The organism is Microcoleus sp. N9_B4 (genome assembly GCF_036701635.1).
Classification (GTDB): Bacteria; Cyanobacteriota; Cyanobacteriia; order Cyanobacteriales; family Microcoleaceae; genus Microcoleus.
Window position 1 is genome coordinate 55,049 of the sequence record NZ_JAUBRC010000011.1, and the last position, 17,729, is coordinate 72,777.

Here is a 17,729-nt window from a genome sequence, read left to right on the forward strand (position 1 = left end):
AATCATATGAAATTTCCGATGGGTGCCTCGTCGAAATCATCATTATCAGAAATGCTGTCCTTATTTTTTCAAGAATCTACTTACAAAGTCTGTGTATCAAAACACCATCATCACCGATCCGTAACGAGCAAGGTAAAGCGGGCGATCGATATTTTGGGCTCGCTGCTGGGACTGGCAATTGCGGCAGTGGTGGCGGTGCCGGTGGCAGTGGCAATGCTGTTGGACGATCGGGGCCCGCTGCTTTACAGTCAAGTCCGCTGCAGCTTCAAAGGGCGACATTTCAGAATATGGAAATTTCGATCGATGGTTGTGGATGCAGAAAAGCTCAAACATCTAGTTAGCAACCAAGCCAAGGGTCACATTTTTAAGAATGAAAATGACCCGCGAATTACCCGCGTCGGCCGCTTCTTGCGGTGCACGAGTTTGGACGAGTTGCCTCAATTCTGGAACGTGTTAGTCGGCGACATGAGTTTGGTGGGAACTCGACCGCCCACTCCTGATGAAGTTGCTGCCTATGACGATTTTCACTGGCAACGTTTAAATGTCAAACCCGGGCTGACTGGGGAGTGGCAAGTCCACGGACGGTCTAGAGTTAAAGACTTTAACGATATTGTGCAGATGGATCTCGACTATCAGGGCAAGTGGTCTGTTATTTACGACATCACTCTGATTTGCAAAACAATTTTGGTTGTCTTGAGTAAAAAAGGTGCGTGTTAATAGACTTGCTGTTTTGGGTTGTTTTTTAATTTTAAATTTTAGGAAAAAACACGGGATGAAATAGTTGGAAATGGATTAAATATATGTTAATAGAATTAGCGATTGGTGACGCTTACGGTGCGGGTTTTGAATTTGTTGACTACCAGACGATCGAATTGTACAACAATCTCAACGGCTACATCAAGCATCCCCGTCACGACATCCCGCCTGGATGTTACACAGACGATACGCAGATGAGTTTAGCCGTCGCAGAAGCTATCGTCAGCCGAGAACCTTGGACGCCTGAACTTTTAGCCAGCAAATTTGTTGCAGCTTTTCATCGCGATCGGCGATTTGGTTATGCTGGCAAAATGTACAATTTTTTGCTACAAGTTCAAGACGGAAAAGAATTCTTAGAAAAAATTCACTCCGCTAGCGATAAAAGCGGATCGGCGATGCGAGCAGGCCCCATTGGCATTTTTCCGACTGTTGAAAAAGTCATCGAAAATGCTACCATGCAAGCTGCAATTACCCACAATACTCCTGATGGCATTAATGCAGCTATAGCGGCCGCTTTGATGTCCCATTACTTTATTTATCAGCTAGGTTTAAAGAAGAATTTGGGAAATTTTCTAGAAAAGCACGTCCCTGGGGAATGGTCGATACCTTGGCAAGGAGAAGTCAGCACTAAAGGTTTGGTCTGTGTTAGAGCAGCTATTACTGCGGTCATGCTCCATGATAGTATGAGCAAACTGCTCCAAGCTTGCATTGCCTTTTCGGGAGATGTCGATACAGTAGCAACTATTGCTTTAGCTGCTGGTTCCTGTAGCAGTGAAATTGCCCAAGACCTGCCAGAAAATCTGGTACAAGGATTAGAAAATCTCTCTTACGGCCGAGATTATATCATAGAACTAGATCGACAGTTAATGAATTGCGCGATCGACTTCTGACTTCTTCCTGAGATAGGTTACATCTGTTAAATCCCTTATACTGTTTCGTTGCCGAACTTCTTTCTATAGCGCGTCGCGTGAGAACCCCGGTCTTTCCTGCAGGGTATGAAACGCACTCGCAACCTTTAGGTTGCGAGTAATCTGTGCTATAGTTTTTAACAATGTGGAACAAGTAGGCGTATCAACTACGTGTTGAACCATTCCTAGGACGGTGAGATTCCGGGCAGTAAGACACCCTCAACATCTTTGTTTGAGAAAGACTATGGCACAGCCAAGCAGCGCAGGATGGGGAGCGTACCGAACTGGCTAGTGTTGAAAAGTGCGAACGAAAGCATAAGGCAAAAAGTAAGCGTAATTGCAACACCAAAAGGTAGTTGTTTTGAACGTCTAGATGTGCCTTGACAGCGCATTTAAGAGTGTTAAAGCTTCTTAAGAATCTCCGCACCTTCAGGTCGGAGAGTGTCAATAGGATTAAGACCAAGTGTCACAAATAGGGTTAAATTTTAGGTATGTAGTTGCGCTTGGGCGGTCTTTCCTAAGCTAAGAGCGCTAAAGCGCAACTACATACCTTTGTTTGATTGTCCAGTTGGCCTTAGTCTTATCTATTATGAATTTGCCTAATTTGATTACTTTTTCTCGCTTGCTGGGAGTGCCTTTTCTGCTCTACGGTTTGTACGACCCAAGCGCGCAAAGCCGCTGGATTTGCACCGCGATTTTTGTGGTAGCTGCGGCTACTGATTGGCTGGACGGCTATTTGGCTAGGAAGCTGAATCAAATTACCGATTTGGGTAAGTTTCTCGATCCTTTGGTGGATAAATTGTTGGTGCTCGCGCCGCTTTTAGTGTTGATTGAGTTGGGGAAAGTGCCGGCTTGGGCAGTGTTTTTAATTTTGGGCAGGGAGTTGACAATTGCGGGGTGGCGTGTTAATAAAACTACGATTTCGGGAGCTAATATTTGGGGGAAGTTGAAGACGGTAAGTCAAATTGTGGCGATCGCGCTTTTAATTGCTCCTCTGTCTGAAGCGTGGAATTTTCCCGCATTAATTGCTTTTTGGGTTTCTGTGGCTTTAACTTTGATTTCGGGTGCTATTTATCTGTGGCCGGAAAAGAATGCTGAGGACAAGTAATATCAATTCCGGTTGCACTCATACCGGAATTGTTGACTGTTGACTATTTGAACAATGCCGATGCAAGCGAAAGCGATATAAAGGGGAGAAAGTTAATTGTTTTAATGCAAGTTTGCATTTCTATGTGGAGACAAGAGAGGCGATCGAATTTTAGTAAATATCAGGACAATCGCCTAAAATTCCCATTAAACTAAGCCGAAATTAAGCGAGCTTTCGGTTGAGGAATATAACGCCCTAATTCCTGAGCCGTCTCAATCCACTCCTGCATAATAATCTCGATATTTTGTAGTGCTTCTTGATAAGTTTCGCCATCCGCAGCGCATCCGGGTAATTCCGGCACTTCGGCAATAAATGCTTGGTCTTCTTGACTCCAGTAGAGGATAATTTCATAGCGAAGCATCGTTTTCACCTCCTAGTTGGTGTTTGAGAATTACCTCACGAATTTGCCTGACTTGATAGGCTTTGGCTTGCGAGCCTTTGGGTTGAAGATTTAGGATTTCTTCAACACCATCTTTAGCAAATATGTGGTGACTGCCACGAATCCGTTCCTCAAAGCCGAGTCTGCGTAAAAGTTGGCAAAGTTGAGCAAAGGGTATATTGGCGTCGGAATTACCAAGTAAGATTTTAGCTAGCAGTTTGTCTGGTTGACTCACGCTCTGTCCAAGTTATCAGTTATTTTATCAAAAATTTGGGTTTAAAACCCTGTCCTTCTAGGACGGCTTTAATTTCTTAAAACTTCTTTCAAAAAGTCCAGTAAGTTCTTATATTTGTGATATACTATAAAAGTCAAGGTTTAATTCCTTTACCATCGTGAAACAGTTAAGACACACTTTTAGGTATAAACCGGGGGACGCAGAGCAGCGAAAACTCTTTAAACAGCTAGAGGTTGAATTAAACCTTAAACCAGTTAAAACAAACTATTCTTTTAGGATTGTTAAGTAGGGTAGGGCATACCCAAACTCTAGGTAAATATCCTAGTACGCTTTTGGAGATAGACCCGCTGGGGTGGCTGCGAATCAGGCTCGTTAATTGGTAGTTTTCTACGGTTAAAAGGTCTGAATATTGCCGAAAGGACGCAACACTTAAAGGTTAGTCGCTGAATTAAGAATCCTCGCACCTTTAGGTCGGGGAGTGTCAAGATGACATATTTCTGAGTTGGCGATCGAAAGTCATTCGTCAGAAATCAGAAGCCAGAATCAAAAATTCTGACGAATGACAAATTCCTTAATAATGAGTCCCTGATTTCCGGTAGTGCACCGCTGTCACGCCGTCATTATTGAGCAAATGACCGTTTTCAATCGCCGCATAAACTACCCAGTGATCGCCACATTCCATCCGACTTATCACTTGGCATTCCAGATAAGCTAGAGCATCAGTCAACACCGGACAGCCGTTGCTAGCTTCCATTGTTTCGACTCCCGCAAATCTGTCTTCTCCCGGAGCAAAGTTTTTCATGAAATACTTCCGCAACTGTCGCCCTTCGGCTAAGATATTCAGCACAAACTTATCTCCGGCGTACATCAAAGCTTCGATCGATCGATCTTTGGCCACCGCAATCGTCACACCGGGCGGATTAAATGTTGCTTGCGACACCCACGAAGCCAGCATCGCACTGGCTACCTCCCCCCGCTTCGCCGAGAGTACGCACAGCGAACCAACCAATCTCCCTACTGCTTGTTCAGTGCGATCGCTCCCCGCTGCTAACTGCGGTTTCGGTGCCCGCAATTTTTGCGATCGAATCAAAGCTTGAGCAAAATCCGTTCCCGCTTCTTTGCACTCGTGAATCGTCGCCGCCGTCGGCTTAAATTTGGCTCGAATCGGCTCAAATCCAATTCGATAGCCAGCATCTTTCAGCTTGTTTTCCACTAAGTCGATCGCCTCTCCACTCCAGCCAAAAGAACCGAAAACCCCCGCTAATTTGCTCTTAGTTGCGGTTGATAAAACTATTCCCAAAGCAGTTTGAATTTGCGTCGGAGCGTGTCCTGCTAGCGTGGGAGTTCCGATGATAAATCCCGCGCATTTTTCGATCGCCTCTTTAATTTCTCCCGGTTCGGCAAATTCGCAGTTGATAGTTTCCACCGCAACGCCGGCTTTAGTAATTCCTTTGGCGATCGCCTGCGCTAAAGTAGCCGTATTTCCGTAAGCCGAAGCATAAATCAAAGCAACTGTCAAGTCTTTTGAATTTTGTTGCTGGCTCCATTCCCGATACAAATTGCTCAGTTCATTAAGGCCGTAACGGACGATCGGGCCGTGACCGGGAGCATAAAATGCTGCTGGTAAATCGGCGAATTTATCCATTGCGGCCAGCACTTGTTTTGCCTGAGATGCGTGCAGGGAATCGTAATAATAGCGCCGATCTTCGCTGTAAACGCTCCACCCTTCATCGAATACTTGGTCGCCGCAAACGTGAGCTCCAAATAGTTTGTCAGTGAACACGATTCGAGTGTGCGGATCGTAGGTGCAAAGTTGATCGGGCCAACGGGGAGTCGGAGTCGCGATGAATTTTAAGGCGTGACCTTTTCCTAAATTGAGAGTTTCTTCTCCCCGAACGATCATAATGTTTAATTCTTGGTCGGGAAAAGCGGCTCGTAAACTAATTGCCGCTGGATTCGTGCAAACCAAAGCTACTTCAGGAGCTACTTCTAACAGAGCTTTAATCGTGGTTGCTCTGTTAGCATTGAAATGCCCCAAAATTATGTAATCCAGCTTTGTCAAGTCCACCCGTTGCTGCAAAAAATCCAGGTAATTTTCAGTAAAAGATTCCCCAGGCGGGTCGAACAAAGCAGTTTTGTCAGCTTGAATAATATAGCTATTTGCTGTCGTACCCTTTTGCAGCGAATACTCGACTTCAAATTTGAGTCTGTCCCAAGTGCGCGATCGCACAATAAAAGTATCGAGTGCGATCGGGATAAACTGCACGTCGCGGGGTTTGGCATCCGATGCGAGTCTAGGAGTCAAAGTGTTAGTCATGTATTGCACCTATGAGAAACTGAACTACAGAACTTCTTTTGATTTCGTGCCAAAACTTGGTATCTACAATGTCAAACCTTGCACCTCGACCCTGTAAATTTGTATCCAGGTCAGTCAGAAATTCCCTGGTTTTCAAATCATCCCCAATTTGGATAAAGCTCACTCCAATTTCTTCATCTTTCTCTATTTTATTTGCTGCACTTACAATAATTTCAGCGACAGCAGCGGTATTTTCTGGTTTTTGATCTAGAACTGCAACAATTATTGCTCCGTTCTTCCCTTTGGCATTTGGTTTGCTGGCGAAATAATCACTAAAAGTTGCTTTCAGAGCTTCTTCCAAATTAGTTGCAGTCGGGTTTGCTGAATCCTGTTCCGTATTTTGTCGCTGCAAAATTTCAGCTAACCGGGCAACATTTGAATTTTTATACTTCCACATAGGAGTAGAAGCTTCGTAAAGGGTGATGCCGTCGCTGTCAAATTCCTGACATTTTTTTGCTAAGTCAATTAGAGATGCCTGTGCTTCTACCCACTCCTCGTACCAAGGATGGTGAGGGTCTCTGCTGGCATCGCTTCGGGCAATAATAATTGTGTAATCTCGGTCTTCTAAAAGATTGGCAGGCATTGGCAATTCCCCTAGTTAAAATGGAGTCTAAATGACAACAGTTTGCCCGGTTTGCTGCTGGTGGCGCACCCAACACCCAGAACCCGGTAAGGTGCGCCACCAGCACCCAAAGTTGAGAGTTTTTGCGTAGCCAGTTGTGTCCTGGACTGTAATTGTAGGGTGCGTCAGTAGATAGTCGGTGATGAAGTCGAATAAAACATCGGCTGACGCACCTTACTAATACGTTTGGGGTGTGTTGACTGAGACAGTCAATCAATATTTCCTTGAATTTCCCTCTTGCTTCTGACAACTGCCAACAGTCAACAGTCAACTGACAAGAGTCAACTGACAAGAGTCAACTGTCAACCCTCAACTGACTTCCTAATAATGATTTCCGACTTTTCGGTGGTGAACTGCAGGCAGTGCATCGGGATTGGAGACGCGGCCACTATCGACGATCGCATATACGATATGATGATCCGAAAGTTCCATCCGGCTGACTACTTCGCACTCCATGTACGCCAAAGCATCTGTCAAAATCGGAGAACCGTTGGTAGCAGGTTGAGTTTTAACTCCAGCAAATCGATCTGCACCAGGAGCAAAACGCTTTAAAAAGTGCCTCATCAAGGTTTGATAATTGCCTTCTTCGAGCACGTTGAGAACAAATTTATCTCCCGCGTGCATCATCGATTCAATCGCCCGATCCTTCGCAACTGCTATTGTTAAACCCAGCGGTTTAAAGCTAGCTTGCGTTACCCAAGAAGCTAGCATCGCACCGCTAACCTCACCTTTTTGAGCGGTAATGATGTACAGTCCGCCGCTGATTCGTCCCAAAGCTTTATCGAGGTCGCTGTCGAGGGATTTCATCTGTTTGACAGCCTTGTCCCGCGTCAGCCACTGTCCCAAGTCGGTGCCGGCTTCGTCGCAAAGTTGATAACTCGCTTCTGTCGGTGATTCTTTAATTAAAATGTTGGGAAATGCTTCTTTTAAACCCAACTCTTTGAACTTGTTTCTCAGCGGGTAAATAGATACGTCATCCCCGCCGCCGGATTCGCACAAACCGAAAGATTGTTTGTTGTTAGCTGCAACTAAAATTGTGTTGATTGCGGCTTCGGCATTGACAGCAGCAGTACCGCCACTAGGTGGCGAACAAATTACGATGCCGGCAGCATTACCGACAAGTTCAGCAACTTCTTGCAAGTCGGCGATTCTCAAATCCATCATTTCCACGGCGACACCGGTTTTGGTGATACCGTGGGCGATCGCTTGGCTGAGTCGATCGCTAAATCCGTAATCGGAAGTGTAAAATACCGCTACAGTGGTTTCTGCCTTAGCTTGCGCTTGGCTCCACTTTTTGTAGCGCCCGGTAAGTTCCACTACGTTGTGCCGCAGCAGAGGCCCGTGACCGGTCGCAACTGTACCGATTTCTCCCAATTCTGCCATCCGCTTCATCGCAGCGAGTACCGATCGAGCATTGGGAGCCATCAAACACTCATAATAAAAGTGGTAATCTTCCTCAACTGCTGCTAAATCGTCATCGAAGGTGCTGTCAGAACAGTAGTGCATCCCGAAAGCATCGCAGGTGAACAGCACTTGAGTTTTGCTGTCGTAGCTGAAAATAGTATCGGGCCAGTGCAAGTTCGGCGCCGATACAAATTCGATAATGTGGCCGTTTCCTAAATCTAGTTTGTCCCCGTTTTTTACTACCAATCGCTCAAATGGTTGGTGTACAAGGTTTTCTAAAAATTGAATTGCTACTTTCGCCCCCACGACAATCGCTTGGGGTGCCAGCGCCAACACGTCTTTGACTAAACCGCTGTGGTCTGGTTCGGTGTGGCTGATAATTAGATAGTCAATCTCTTTGGGGTCAATTTCGCCCGTCAGAGTTTCCATGTATTGCTGGCGAAACTTCTCGTGCGAGGTATCGACGAGGGCGGTTTTTTCACCGCGAATGATGAATGAGTTGTAAGTTGTACCGTTTTTGAGTCCGAATTCGATGTCAAAGCGGTCTCTATCCCAGTCCAGGCATCGAATTGCCGTTGTGTCAGAGGCAATTTCGACTTTTTCCACCGTCAATCTGCGTTGGACTCGTTCAGTCAGCGCTACCATCAGTGCCTCCTTGTCTTTTACCCATTACCTTATTGTCTTCATTCTGACACGTTTTTTTTGTAAATCTTTATAAATTTTCTTATGAGGCTGTTAAGTATCCCAAAATTTATGGCATAAGGCAGTTCGGCAACGCGCACTGAATCGGGATGTAACGGATTTGAGGAAGAAGGAAAATTCAATAAAATCAATTTTGAGTCTATAAATAGTTGACAAAAAACATAACTGTGTGGTATTACAACTGAGTTGTATCGGTTGAGCGATCGCCTCTTTAGAAGACTATAAGTCAAATGCGATTCTCGATCGCGTGGCGATTTGGATTAGGGACAATAACTCGGCATTTAAGTCAACCTAATCAAACATAAAACGCGATCGGGCTCTCTTATCCCCGATTTCTTTAACCAGTCGGGGATTTGAGGATAATGATAGAATCAAAAAATTCTCAATCCACAAGCAACAATCGACTCATTGATGTAAAGCTATGTCTGAAAGTTCCTTTGAGAAAACTAATTTGAGTTGGCAATTAGGACAGTTGCAACAGCGAGTAGAGGAGTGGTGGGAACTAAAATATGCCCAAAATATAGCGAATGTGAAATTGCCATCTTTGTTTGATTCCCCCATCTTGGGCAGGGCTGTTTCATTCTCTTGTAGGGGCTGCCCCCCGTGGCAGCCCCATGTCTGAAACGCCTCTGAAATCGTCTGTGGGGGGGTAGGCATCTTGGCACTACAATAGTCAGGGCGATTTTCATGAGCATGAAACCGCCCTGACTATTGCTGGCCATGAACCACCAAGCAAGCTGGAATCCTGTAGCCCGATACCACATCTGTTGAGACCACCACCAATAGTAGCGTTGGTGATATCGTTGTTCTCAATATCGGTATGGCCACCTGGCAAGCGAATCCCATCTTGCCTAACATTGCTAACTTTGTTATTGTCGATCGCACTAGCCGAACGAAAGTCAGTAATTGGATCGGCGACAATGCTTGCTGCACTTAAGCTAGCGAAGATTTTACCCGCGTACCTCACTTTCTTGAAAAAAGCTGTAGTGAGGAATCAGACTGATAAAAAGCATTTAACTACTTGCGGGACATATTAGTAGAGCAAGGATTCCTCGCCCTACTAACAGCCTTAGATGAGAGTGATACTTGTTGCCGCTGTACTGCCGAAACTGTAGCCCGCAGTGGGGTTAGTAAGACCTAAGCGCACAGTCCCATTATTGGTACTAAATGGGTTGTCTTGAAGAGTAAAGGTTTGGCTGAGTTGGCCGTCGGCGAAGGACAACGTGCCGCCAGTGGAGCCGCCCGGGCTAAGCAGGTAGTCGATACCAAATACAGGTGCAGGGCCGCTGCCTGGAGTACCCGCCAGAATAATATAATCAATTGATGCTGCACCTAAGCCGCTTGAGCGGGTAACTGTAACCGTTGTGCCGCCCCCCTGAGTGGCGATCGTGCCGTAATCAGACGCACTATACTGGAAGACATTGCCAGATGCACCGCCGCTACCGTCAATAATGTCTAGTCTTGCTGTTGACGGAGTGCCGACGGGGCCGTTGTTGAGAAATAGGTTAACAGTCTCAGTCATTTCAGGCACAGTATCAGGATTGACAAAGATGCTGAACGTCTTGGAAGTTTCCCCAGGGCCAAAGTTGAGTACACCAGCACTAGAGGAATAATCAACCGCAGTTCCAGTTGATAGGGCGGTGCCGTCAAGAGTACTGTAGCTAATCGTTGCAGTCCCCGTATTAGAGCCGATGCGATTGACTGTCACCGTAGCAAAGCCAGATGATTCCTGAGTGCTGAAAGTAGCCGCACTAAAAACAAACTGGGTTGCTGTTGATGTTGGTGGAGTCGGAGTCGGTGTCGGAGTCGGCGCAACATTATTAATCGTCAAGATTGCCGGATTGCTGCCCACATTACCACCGCTGAGTACCAAGTTCACCGTTTCCGGCCCTTCAGCAATCGCATCAGTCAACGCTGGGACAGTAAAACTTGCGCTATTTTGCCCAGCCGCAAAGTTCAGCGAACCAGCCGCCACCGTGTAGTCAGGCGCAGTGCCACTAGAAGTAGCCGAACCGTCAACAGTAGCGTAGTTAATCGATGCAGCCGCCGTACCACCCGTGCGAGTAACGTTAATCGTAGCCACGCCGCCTTCATTCACTGTGTAACTTCCTTGCTCGAACTGGAAGATACTTGCAGGCGTTGGCGTTGGCGTTGGCGTCGGCGTCGGCGTCGGCGTCACATCATTGCCTTGATATTGAATACTCCGCACTAGATAGTCGGAACTATCGTTTTTGAAGGAGGTGCCGAGGTAGGCAGCGGTGGGGCTATCGTAGGCTTTGGCGGAGAACCGCAGTTCGTCAAAAGCGACGCTAGTGGAATTTGATTCTACCTTGAATTCGAGATTGCCATCGGTACGATCGGCAATAAAAGTCACTCCATTTGAAGACACAGAGAGCGGTTTGGGAGTGATCGGAGCGTTGAGGCGAGTAATCGTAAAATTGGTAGCCGGTACCACAACCCCATTATTGAAGATTTGCAGCAAACCAACTTCATTGCCTTGATCGCCCACTCCAGGAGCTGTTTTGACGCTCAATGCACTCACGCCGATCGTGGCGCTAGTGATGTCTTTGTTATCTGCCCATTTCACCTTCAGCGCTTGAGATTGATTGGTGTTGGGGTCATAGTTGATTTCCGCCCGAATTTTAGTGGCGTCGGTAAACCAACCACCATAAGAGCCTATGACACCAATACCAGGGACAGCGCCGTAGCTCAACCCGCTTTTAGGGGTTTCGTTCGTTGCTAACGTGAGGTTGCTGATGGGAGTAGGGTTAGTGTAGTTCGTTTCAAAGCCATCAAAAGCTATCCCAGACAGTTGGATGCCTTGATTCTGGGCGGCAGTAGGCCATTGTGTAATTAGGTCACTGACATTGCTGTAATTAGTGGTTGTACCCAAAGAACCAGTGATTGAAGTAGCCATAGCTTCTCTTTTGATGATGAGTAATTAAGGATTAGAAGTGACGGAAAACCAGAGGTTGGGCTTTCTTGATAGCGATCGGTCACTGCCAGAAAAATTTCGTCCTAAGTACGTAGTACGTGCAGGTAAATCAAGTAAAAACGCTTAGGCTGCCCCAATGCTTGCCCAATAAGCAGTTGAATGCTTTATTGCCCCTGCGTGATTAAATGTTGAGTGTAATTATTACTTGCACATACTACTTATACAGATGCTTATTCTTTACTTTCATCATCAATAACTTTGATCCGGAAGATTTTCCGATAATTTTTTCACCCCTCTAAAAAGTGGGTTTTCCACATCTGTAGAGGAGAGCTTAAATCCCAGACTCCGCACCCCCAATCGACAGCCTACAGTGCTTCCGGGGAAAAAAGTGAATCAGGACAGACAACAGTGAGTATAAATACTCCCAAATTTATATCTCTAAGCATAAGCCAGTTGGGAATTCCTGAAAATTGAGGTTCGGGCATAAGTTAAATCTGATTTCATTAAAAATGCGATCGGTAAAAACCAAGTTTATTGCCGATCCGTAACGTGATTGACGATCGCTAAAAGATGTCAAATGTGTTCTACCAATGCACGGGCATAGGCCATAGGGAAATGGGGATGGGCCATGGGGCATGGGTGATTAATCTGACTCAAGCAGGAATTATGCACTTACCCTCTGATTTGTCAGCGGCAACTCTACAATAAACTCAGTTCCTTCGCCAACCTGACTGACGCAGCTCAGCTTACCACCATGAGCTTGAACAATTACCTGATAGCACACTGAAAGTCCCAAACCAGTGCCTTTCCCCACAGGTTTAGTAGTAAAAAATGGGTCAAAAATCTTGTCTTGAATTTCTGTAGGAATGCCAGATCCCGTGTCGCGGACAGAGATTGTTACCCAGTCAGGGTCGCTTTGCCAACTGCGGATAGTTAATTCCCCCGGTTTGCTCGTAGACTGGAGCGCATCTAAAGCATTGTCAATCAAATTATAAAATACTTGGTTGATTTGACTGGCATGACATTGGACGGGTGGCAAACTGCCGTATTGCTTGTCTATTTTGATATGGGTTTTTAGCTTATTTTGCAGCATCAAGAAACTGCTTTCTAAACCTTCATTCAAATCTACTGGTTTTAATTCAGCTTGGTCTAAACGAGAAAAATTTCGCAGCGTCATCACGATCGAGCGAATCCTCCCGCTGCCTTCCCGCATTGAATTGAGCAGTTTACCAAAGTCTTCTCGAATGTAATCGAGTTCTAGTTCTTCATTGATTCTGACAATTGCCTCTGCTGCTTCCGGGCAGGCATTTCCGGCCTGTTCTAGAGCTTCGTTCAAGGCTTTAAAATATTCTTTAGCGTGAAACAAGTTAGCGTGGATAAAATTGTTGGCGTTGTTAATTTCATGAGCAATTCCCGCTACCATTTGCCCCAAACCTGACATTTTTTCGCTTTGAATCAATTGCTGCTGTGCCGATCGCAATTCTTCTAACGCAGCCTGCAACTGCTGGGTTTGAGCTTGAGATTTTACCGCAGCATCTTGGACTTGGCTATAAAGTTCTGCTTGCTGAATGGCGATCGCCATTTGGTTGGCGATCTGGGATAGCAACTCCATTTCTTGCCGCTGCCAATTGCGGGTATCCCGGCACTCGTGGGCAATCAGCAAACCCCACAGCCTACCGGGAAATTTAGGATTATAGCTTCCGGCTGTGTCGGGGGTATTTTCTTCAGTTCTTGATGTAACAATTGGCACAATCAGATTAGCTTTTACCTGCAAACTATCTAAGAAATCGACGTGACAAGGCTCTAAACCAGCATTAAAAATATCATTAATTGCTTTGACTCGCCCTTGCTGGTAAAGATCGGCGTAATCTCCCCGGAAACACTTATCAGCCCCCATATCTCCTAAAATTGAAGGCCAAGGAACCGTCATGTTTTCAACAACAACTTTTCCTTGCCAGTTGTCTTGAAACTGATAGATAATTACTCGATCGCACTGCAACATTTGGCGGACTTCCCTCACCGCTGTTTCCAGGATAGTTTCCAGATCCAGGGTACTGCGAATTTGGTTGCCGATCAGCCGTAGCAGCGATTCTCGTTCGGCTTGGCGCCTGGTTTTGCTATAGAGTTTGGCTTGATTGATCGCGATCGCCAATTGCGATGCTACCCCTTCTAAAAGCTGCCTTTCCCAATCAGTCCATTCCCGTTCGCGATCGCACTGATGCAAGCCAATTATCCCATTCACATCACCTTGATAGCGAGTAGCTACTGCCAGCATTGACTTAATCTCCAAAGCTTCGGCAATTTTTCGGGTTTGTGGGTTCAATCCGGGAAAATCCAGAAACTTCGTCAATGCTAGCGACTCTTGCTGGGATACGACGGCAGCCAAATGCGGGTTGTCAGTAATCGGTACTTTCATGCCCAGTTGGATCGGATAATCCCCCGCGTTGTACTCTCCCCGCGTGACTAAAGTTTTTTCTGTATTTGATTCTTTGACTAAAATGCTCACGCGACTGCACTGTAATGCTTGCCCCAGCAATCTGCAGGCTGATGTCAAAATTTCTTCTATGTCAAGTGTACTGCGAATTTCGTTATTAATTTGGTTCAGCAAGTTTGATAGCTGAACTTGCTGCTGCATCTGCACAATTAGGGCTTTTTGTTGGTCTACTTCTGGCAGCGAAAGACTTTCTTCCTGCCTCCAGCTTTCAGATTCAGGCAACCGCGAAGTTACTCTTTGCCAGGGGTTTTCGTGTTCTTGTATTTTTAAAGACATATTTACTCAGGAGTTGTACAGTATTTTGATTGAGTCTGGTTTTTTAAACCTATGCTTACCCCGCCAACAGCCCCATCGCAGCTACCAGGACTTTTGGAATATCTTAAGACATTATAAAGGATGCCGCCTGAGCAAAGCAATTATTTGCTTTACAAATATTTATATTTAGCAAGTATGCCCTCTGCCGCCCACAATACTAATTGGCGCGCGGCATGGAACTTGGTCAGATGTCAAATAGAGTTAACCGCCCGGCTAAGCGAACAAAATTAATCTAAAATCTATCTTTAGTTTAATGTTTGCGCGCGATCGATCAACATGGAAAACTCAATTGCCGACAATTTTAGTTCGCCAGCAAGCACCGACAACATTACTTCTGGATTGACAGGTAAAGGCCAGATTAAAATAGCTTTAGCGATCGGCAATTCCCGGCTGCACTGGGGATTATTTGTGGGCAAAACCCTGGAGAAAACATGGGATACAGAGCATCTCAATGCTGATGCTGTTTCCCGGCTCTCGGAGGAGGAAAAAGCAGAATATTTGGTGCAAATAGTAATGAGGTCGATCGAGGAAATATCTTCTCAAAATCTCCTTTGTCTTCCTGCTACTCCCGCTTTTTCTAATCCTCACACACTTTCTTTAGTGCCGCTGCCTCTAATTTTGGCATCAGTAGTTACCCAGCAAACAGCAATTTGGCAGAGTTATCCTGATGTCCGAATTATTACTTTAGACCAGTTGCCGATCGGGGGACTCTATCCTACCCTGGGAATTGACAGAGCTTTGGCTGTACTGGGCGCTGGCAACCAATTGGGTTGGCCAGTTTTACTTATAGATGCTGGTACAGCTTTAACATTTACTGGGGCTGATGTCAATAGGTATTTAGTTGGGGGCGCAATCTTACCAGGTTTGGGTTTGCAGTTATCGTCGCTAGGTAAAAAAACTGCTGCATTACCTTTAATTAGTTTACCACAAAATCTGCCGCACCGCTGGGCGAAAGACACTGCTGGGGCAATTCAAAGCGGAGTTGTGTATGCGACGGTGGCAGGAGTTAGGGATTTTATTGAAGATTGGCGGTGTTTGTTTCCTGATAGCAAAATTGCGGTCACGGGGGGCGATCGCACTATGCTTTTAAAATACCTCACCGCCGCCTTTCCTGATACAGCGGCAGGCTTAATTGACGCACCAGAGGCTATTTTTTGGGGAATTAGCTTGTTAAGTGTTAAGTGTTGACTGTTGACTGTTGACTGTTAACTGTTGTCAATGACCAATGCCCAATTCCCAATTCCCAATAATTACCAATAATTACCAATTCCCAATTCACTTAGCAAACTCGCGAATATAGTTAGCAACAACATCCGGGACTTCCTGTGGCAAATTGCTTTCCCCCGGACTGACTAATTGTAGTTCGGCATTAGGAGCCAGAGCAGCATAGGATTGACACAGAGACGAAGCTGCGGGAGTATCTTCAGAACCGTGCAACAGCAAAACAGGCGCTTTCAGCAAAGGCAAATTCTCATCAACTAATTCCGCTGTAATTTCAGCCCGCCGCCGCTGGAACAGCAACTGCACGGCAACAGGGGACTGCATCAACTGCTGTCTGAAATTTAGCAATCCGTCAATCTTTTTTTGGCTACCCAGCAACTTAGCAATTGGATAGATCGATCGCAGCCACCAGAAAGCCAGCGGCGGTTGGCCGATGAGCCAGCTAGCCGTCTGCCACCGCGCCCGCCGGTTGCCAACCTTGACGCCTTCTGGGGCTAATAACACCAAACCCTGAACTCGATCGGGATATTTGATAGCGTAGCTGGTGGCCACCCAGCCACCCAGAGAGTGAGCGATTAAATAAACCTGTCGCAACTTCAAAGTATCGAGGTATTGGGCGAGACATTCTACTTCCAAGTCGATCGAATAATGAAGATTCCGGCGTTCCGAGTCGCCAAACCCCAGCAAATCCGGTGCGAAGCAGTGGTAGTAGGGGCTCAAATGTTCGATCGTCCTCAGCCACTGACTGCTGTCGTGCCAAGAACCGTGCAAAAATACTAAATTCGGGCCTTGACCGACTTCGTGCCAAAAGATTTGCCCTACAGAGAGTTTGACCCGAGAATTGCGTAGCGGTGAGTACATCCGGTTAAATATTTAGTAATAAAAAGATGATTAATTTAATGTTCAGAGTTTGTGAATAAAAGTAGGAAAACAGTGAAAATTAATTCCACATTCATAACAGACAACTTTTGACGGCGAGGTAATTTCCGACTTTTCTCAAAATTGGATGCCCCGCCGATTTACGCCAAAGTTGTCAGGCCTTGAAAATAGTCCTGTAAGTGTTGGTCGTTATCGTGGCTGAGTGCGCCCTCCGGCAGCGATGCGGGCAAAAAAGCCTCAACCTCGCTGACTTCAAGCGTATCCTGAACTTCCATCTTTCCCTCTACCTCTGCTGCCACCACGATACAAATCGAGTGCAGGCGAGGGTCTCGATCGGCAGCCGAATAAACACCCACCAAGCGACGGATTTTGACTAAATCGAGTCCTGTTTCCTCCGCTAATTCCCGCCGCACAGTTGTGGGAATATCCTCTCCCCAATCCACCATCCCTCCCGGCAGTGCCCAGCGACCGTTGTCGCGGCGGCGAATTAACACAATTCGCCCGTCAGGCAATACGGGAATCACCGCAGTACCAGTGACGGGATGTCGAAAAATCAGTCCCAGCACAGTTTGTACAATTTGCCACAATCGACGCATAAACTCAAAAGCTTGTTTAGGGGAAAGTAATTTCAGGTTTCTTAGCTGGCAGCTCAAAAGTCTTAATTTTTAATTCTTCATTCAGGCGAGAGGTCTGGCAAGTCTGCTAATATCTCGGCTGCGTGAGTTTCTGGTTTGACTTTCCGATAAACCTTTTCAATCCTACCATCAGGGTCGATCGCGAAGGTCGATCGAGTAATTCCCATAAATTCTTTTCCCATAAATTTTTTGAGTCCGTAACAGCCGTAGGCGGTAGCAACTTCGGCGTTTAAGTCGCACAGCAACGGAAAAGGCAGTTGATATTTAGCTGCAAACTTGGCGTGGGCCCCGGCCCCGTCTGTACTGACGCCGAGAACTGCTATATTGCGCGACTGGTAGTCTAAGTAAATGTCGCGAAAGCCGCAAGCTTCTTTGGTACAGCCAGGCGTATTGTCCCTAGGGTAAAAATACAGTACAACTCGCCGCCCTCGAAAATCTGCAAGGCGGACGACATTGCCTTGCGCGTCGGGCAGGCTGAAGACAGGAGCTACGTCACCGGGATTGATAGTCATTTGTCGTATTTGTCAATAGTTTATAGAAATATTCTGGAAGATTCAAAACATGGCGTTCCGATCGCACCCAGATTCCCACCAGCGACTTGAATCCCCGTGTTCTTTTTTCTGGGTCTTGTACCGGGTGTGCTATGATCGTCATCGGTCTAAAATTGAGTATAACTAGCCAACGTAAAAACTTAACTGGATTAGTTGAGTGCGTAGTCTCACCTAACGGTGTTGCGGTTTA

14 protein-coding genes are annotated in these 17,729 nt (G+C 46.1%); 4 read left to right on the forward strand and 10 right to left on the reverse strand.

All coding sequences use genetic code 11. The annotated features are described in order from the left end of the window. The first annotated feature begins 51 nt into the window (after nucleotides 1-51). The 3 genes from QUA43_RS09845 (at nucleotide 52) to pgsA (ending at nucleotide 2,772) form a co-directional block, all read left to right on the forward strand. Nucleotides 52-717, forward strand: a complete 666-nt coding sequence (locus QUA43_RS09845) for a sugar transferase (RefSeq protein WP_333373356.1) — start codon at nucleotides 52-54, stop codon at nucleotides 715-717. Between the two features lie 83 nt (nucleotides 718-800). Then, nucleotides 801-1,646, forward strand: coding sequence for an ADP-ribosylglycohydrolase family protein (locus QUA43_RS09850; protein ID WP_333373358.1), 846 nt, complete (start codon nucleotides 801-803; stop codon nucleotides 1,644-1,646). Between the two features lie 607 nt (nucleotides 1,647-2,253). Further along, complete coding sequence (gene pgsA / locus QUA43_RS09855) at nucleotides 2,254-2,772, forward strand: CDP-diacylglycerol--glycerol-3-phosphate 3-phosphatidyltransferase (RefSeq protein WP_333373360.1); 519 nt, start codon at nucleotides 2,254-2,256, stop codon at nucleotides 2,770-2,772. A gap of 190 nt (nucleotides 2,773-2,962) precedes the next feature. Here pgsA and QUA43_RS09860 read toward each other — a convergent pair whose 3' ends face one another. The 7 genes from QUA43_RS09860 to QUA43_RS09890 form a co-directional block, all read right to left on the reverse strand. Beyond that, nucleotides 2,963-3,172, reverse strand: coding sequence for a type II toxin-antitoxin system HicB family antitoxin (locus tag QUA43_RS09860; RefSeq protein ID WP_333026737.1), 210 nt, complete (start codon nucleotides 3,170-3,172; stop codon nucleotides 2,963-2,965). After that, a complete protein-coding gene (locus QUA43_RS09865) occupies nucleotides 3,159-3,425 on the reverse strand; it encodes a type II toxin-antitoxin system HicA family toxin (protein ID WP_333132296.1) in 267 nt (88 codons plus the stop codon). The genes QUA43_RS09860 and QUA43_RS09865 overlap by 14 nt, the downstream gene beginning before the upstream one ends. A gap of 571 nt (nucleotides 3,426-3,996) precedes the next feature. Then, the gene (locus tag QUA43_RS09870; protein WP_333373363.1) at nucleotides 3,997-5,742 is read right to left on the reverse strand and encodes a diflavin flavoprotein; all 1,746 of its coding nucleotides are present in this window, start codon (nucleotides 5,740-5,742) and stop codon (nucleotides 3,997-3,999) included. Then, the gene (locus tag QUA43_RS09875; RefSeq protein WP_333373366.1) at nucleotides 5,735-6,364 is read right to left on the reverse strand and encodes a hypothetical protein; all 630 of its coding nucleotides are present in this window, start codon (nucleotides 6,362-6,364) and stop codon (nucleotides 5,735-5,737) included. The genes QUA43_RS09870 and QUA43_RS09875 overlap by 8 nt, the downstream gene beginning before the upstream one ends. A gap of 360 nt (nucleotides 6,365-6,724) precedes the next feature. Then, a complete protein-coding gene (locus QUA43_RS09880) occupies nucleotides 6,725-8,452 on the reverse strand; it encodes a diflavin flavoprotein (RefSeq protein WP_333373368.1) in 1,728 nt (575 codons plus the stop codon). Between the two features lie 1,126 nt (nucleotides 8,453-9,578). Continuing rightward, nucleotides 9,579-11,426 (reverse strand): Calx-beta domain-containing protein, encoded by a 1,848-nt coding sequence (locus QUA43_RS09885; protein WP_333373370.1) that lies wholly within the window; start codon nucleotides 11,424-11,426, stop codon nucleotides 9,579-9,581. A gap of 682 nt (nucleotides 11,427-12,108) precedes the next feature. After that, nucleotides 12,109-14,214, reverse strand: a complete 2,106-nt coding sequence (locus tag QUA43_RS09890) for a GAF domain-containing protein (RefSeq protein WP_333373373.1) — start codon at nucleotides 14,212-14,214, stop codon at nucleotides 12,109-12,111. A 315-nt stretch (nucleotides 14,215-14,529) separates the two neighbouring features. On the opposite strand from QUA43_RS09890, the gene QUA43_RS09895 reads away from it, so the two are divergent. Continuing rightward, nucleotides 14,530-15,441, forward strand: a complete 912-nt coding sequence (locus QUA43_RS09895) for a pantothenate kinase (RefSeq protein ID WP_333373376.1) — start codon at nucleotides 14,530-14,532, stop codon at nucleotides 15,439-15,441. An 87-nt stretch (nucleotides 15,442-15,528) separates the two neighbouring features. Here QUA43_RS09895 and QUA43_RS09900 read toward each other — a convergent pair whose 3' ends face one another. From QUA43_RS09900 to bcp, 3 genes are all read right to left on the reverse strand, one after another. Next, nucleotides 15,529-16,335 carry an alpha/beta hydrolase gene (locus QUA43_RS09900; RefSeq protein WP_333373378.1) on the reverse strand — a complete coding sequence of 269 codons (807 nt, stop codon included), beginning with the start codon at nucleotides 16,333-16,335 and terminating at the stop codon, nucleotides 15,529-15,531. Between the two features lie 158 nt (nucleotides 16,336-16,493). Beyond that, nucleotides 16,494-16,949 carry an NUDIX hydrolase gene (locus tag QUA43_RS09905; protein WP_333373381.1) on the reverse strand — a complete coding sequence of 152 codons (456 nt, stop codon included), beginning with the start codon at nucleotides 16,947-16,949 and terminating at the stop codon, nucleotides 16,494-16,496. Between the two features lie 77 nt (nucleotides 16,950-17,026). Then, entirely contained in the window at nucleotides 17,027-17,500 is a 474-nt protein-coding gene (gene bcp, locus QUA43_RS09910) for a thioredoxin-dependent thiol peroxidase (RefSeq protein WP_333373384.1), read from the reverse strand. Nucleotides 17,501-17,729 lie beyond the last annotated feature (229 nt).

Bases quoted from the DNA above. Each gene is read 5' to 3' on its own strand.
- QUA43_RS09890 (WP_333373373.1), bottom strand. From the start codon at position 14,214: ATGTCTTTAAAAATACAAGAACACGAAAACCCCTGGCAAAGAGTAACT.
- QUA43_RS09885 (WP_333373370.1), bottom strand. From the start codon at position 11,426: ATGGCTACTTCAATCACTGGTTCTTTGGGTACAACCACTAATTACAGC.
- QUA43_RS09870 (WP_333373363.1), bottom strand. From the start codon at position 5,742: ATGACTAACACTTTGACTCCTAGACTCGCATCGGATGCCAAACCCCGC.
- QUA43_RS09905 (WP_333373381.1), bottom strand. From the start codon at position 16,949: ATGCGTCGATTGTGGCAAATTGTACAAACTGTGCTGGGACTGATTTTT.
- bcp (WP_333373384.1), bottom strand. From the start codon at position 17,500: ATGACTATCAATCCCGGTGACGTAGCTCCTGTCTTCAGCCTGCCCGAC.
- QUA43_RS09900 (WP_333373378.1), bottom strand. From the start codon at position 16,335: ATGTACTCACCGCTACGCAATTCTCGGGTCAAACTCTCTGTAGGGCAA.
- QUA43_RS09860 (WP_333026737.1), bottom strand. From the start codon at position 3,172: ATGCTTCGCTATGAAATTATCCTCTACTGGAGTCAAGAAGACCAAGCA.
- QUA43_RS09895 (WP_333373376.1), top strand. From the start codon at position 14,530: ATGGAAAACTCAATTGCCGACAATTTTAGTTCGCCAGCAAGCACCGAC.
- QUA43_RS09845 (WP_333373356.1), top strand. From the start codon at position 52: ATGCTGTCCTTATTTTTTCAAGAATCTACTTACAAAGTCTGTGTATCA.
- pgsA (WP_333373360.1), top strand. From the start codon at position 2,254: ATGAATTTGCCTAATTTGATTACTTTTTCTCGCTTGCTGGGAGTGCCT.
- QUA43_RS09850 (WP_333373358.1), top strand. From the start codon at position 801: ATGTTAATAGAATTAGCGATTGGTGACGCTTACGGTGCGGGTTTTGAA.
- QUA43_RS09875 (WP_333373366.1), bottom strand. From the start codon at position 6,364: ATGCCTGCCAATCTTTTAGAAGACCGAGATTACACAATTATTATTGCC.
- QUA43_RS09880 (WP_333373368.1), bottom strand. From the start codon at position 8,452: ATGGTAGCGCTGACTGAACGAGTCCAACGCAGATTGACGGTGGAAAAA.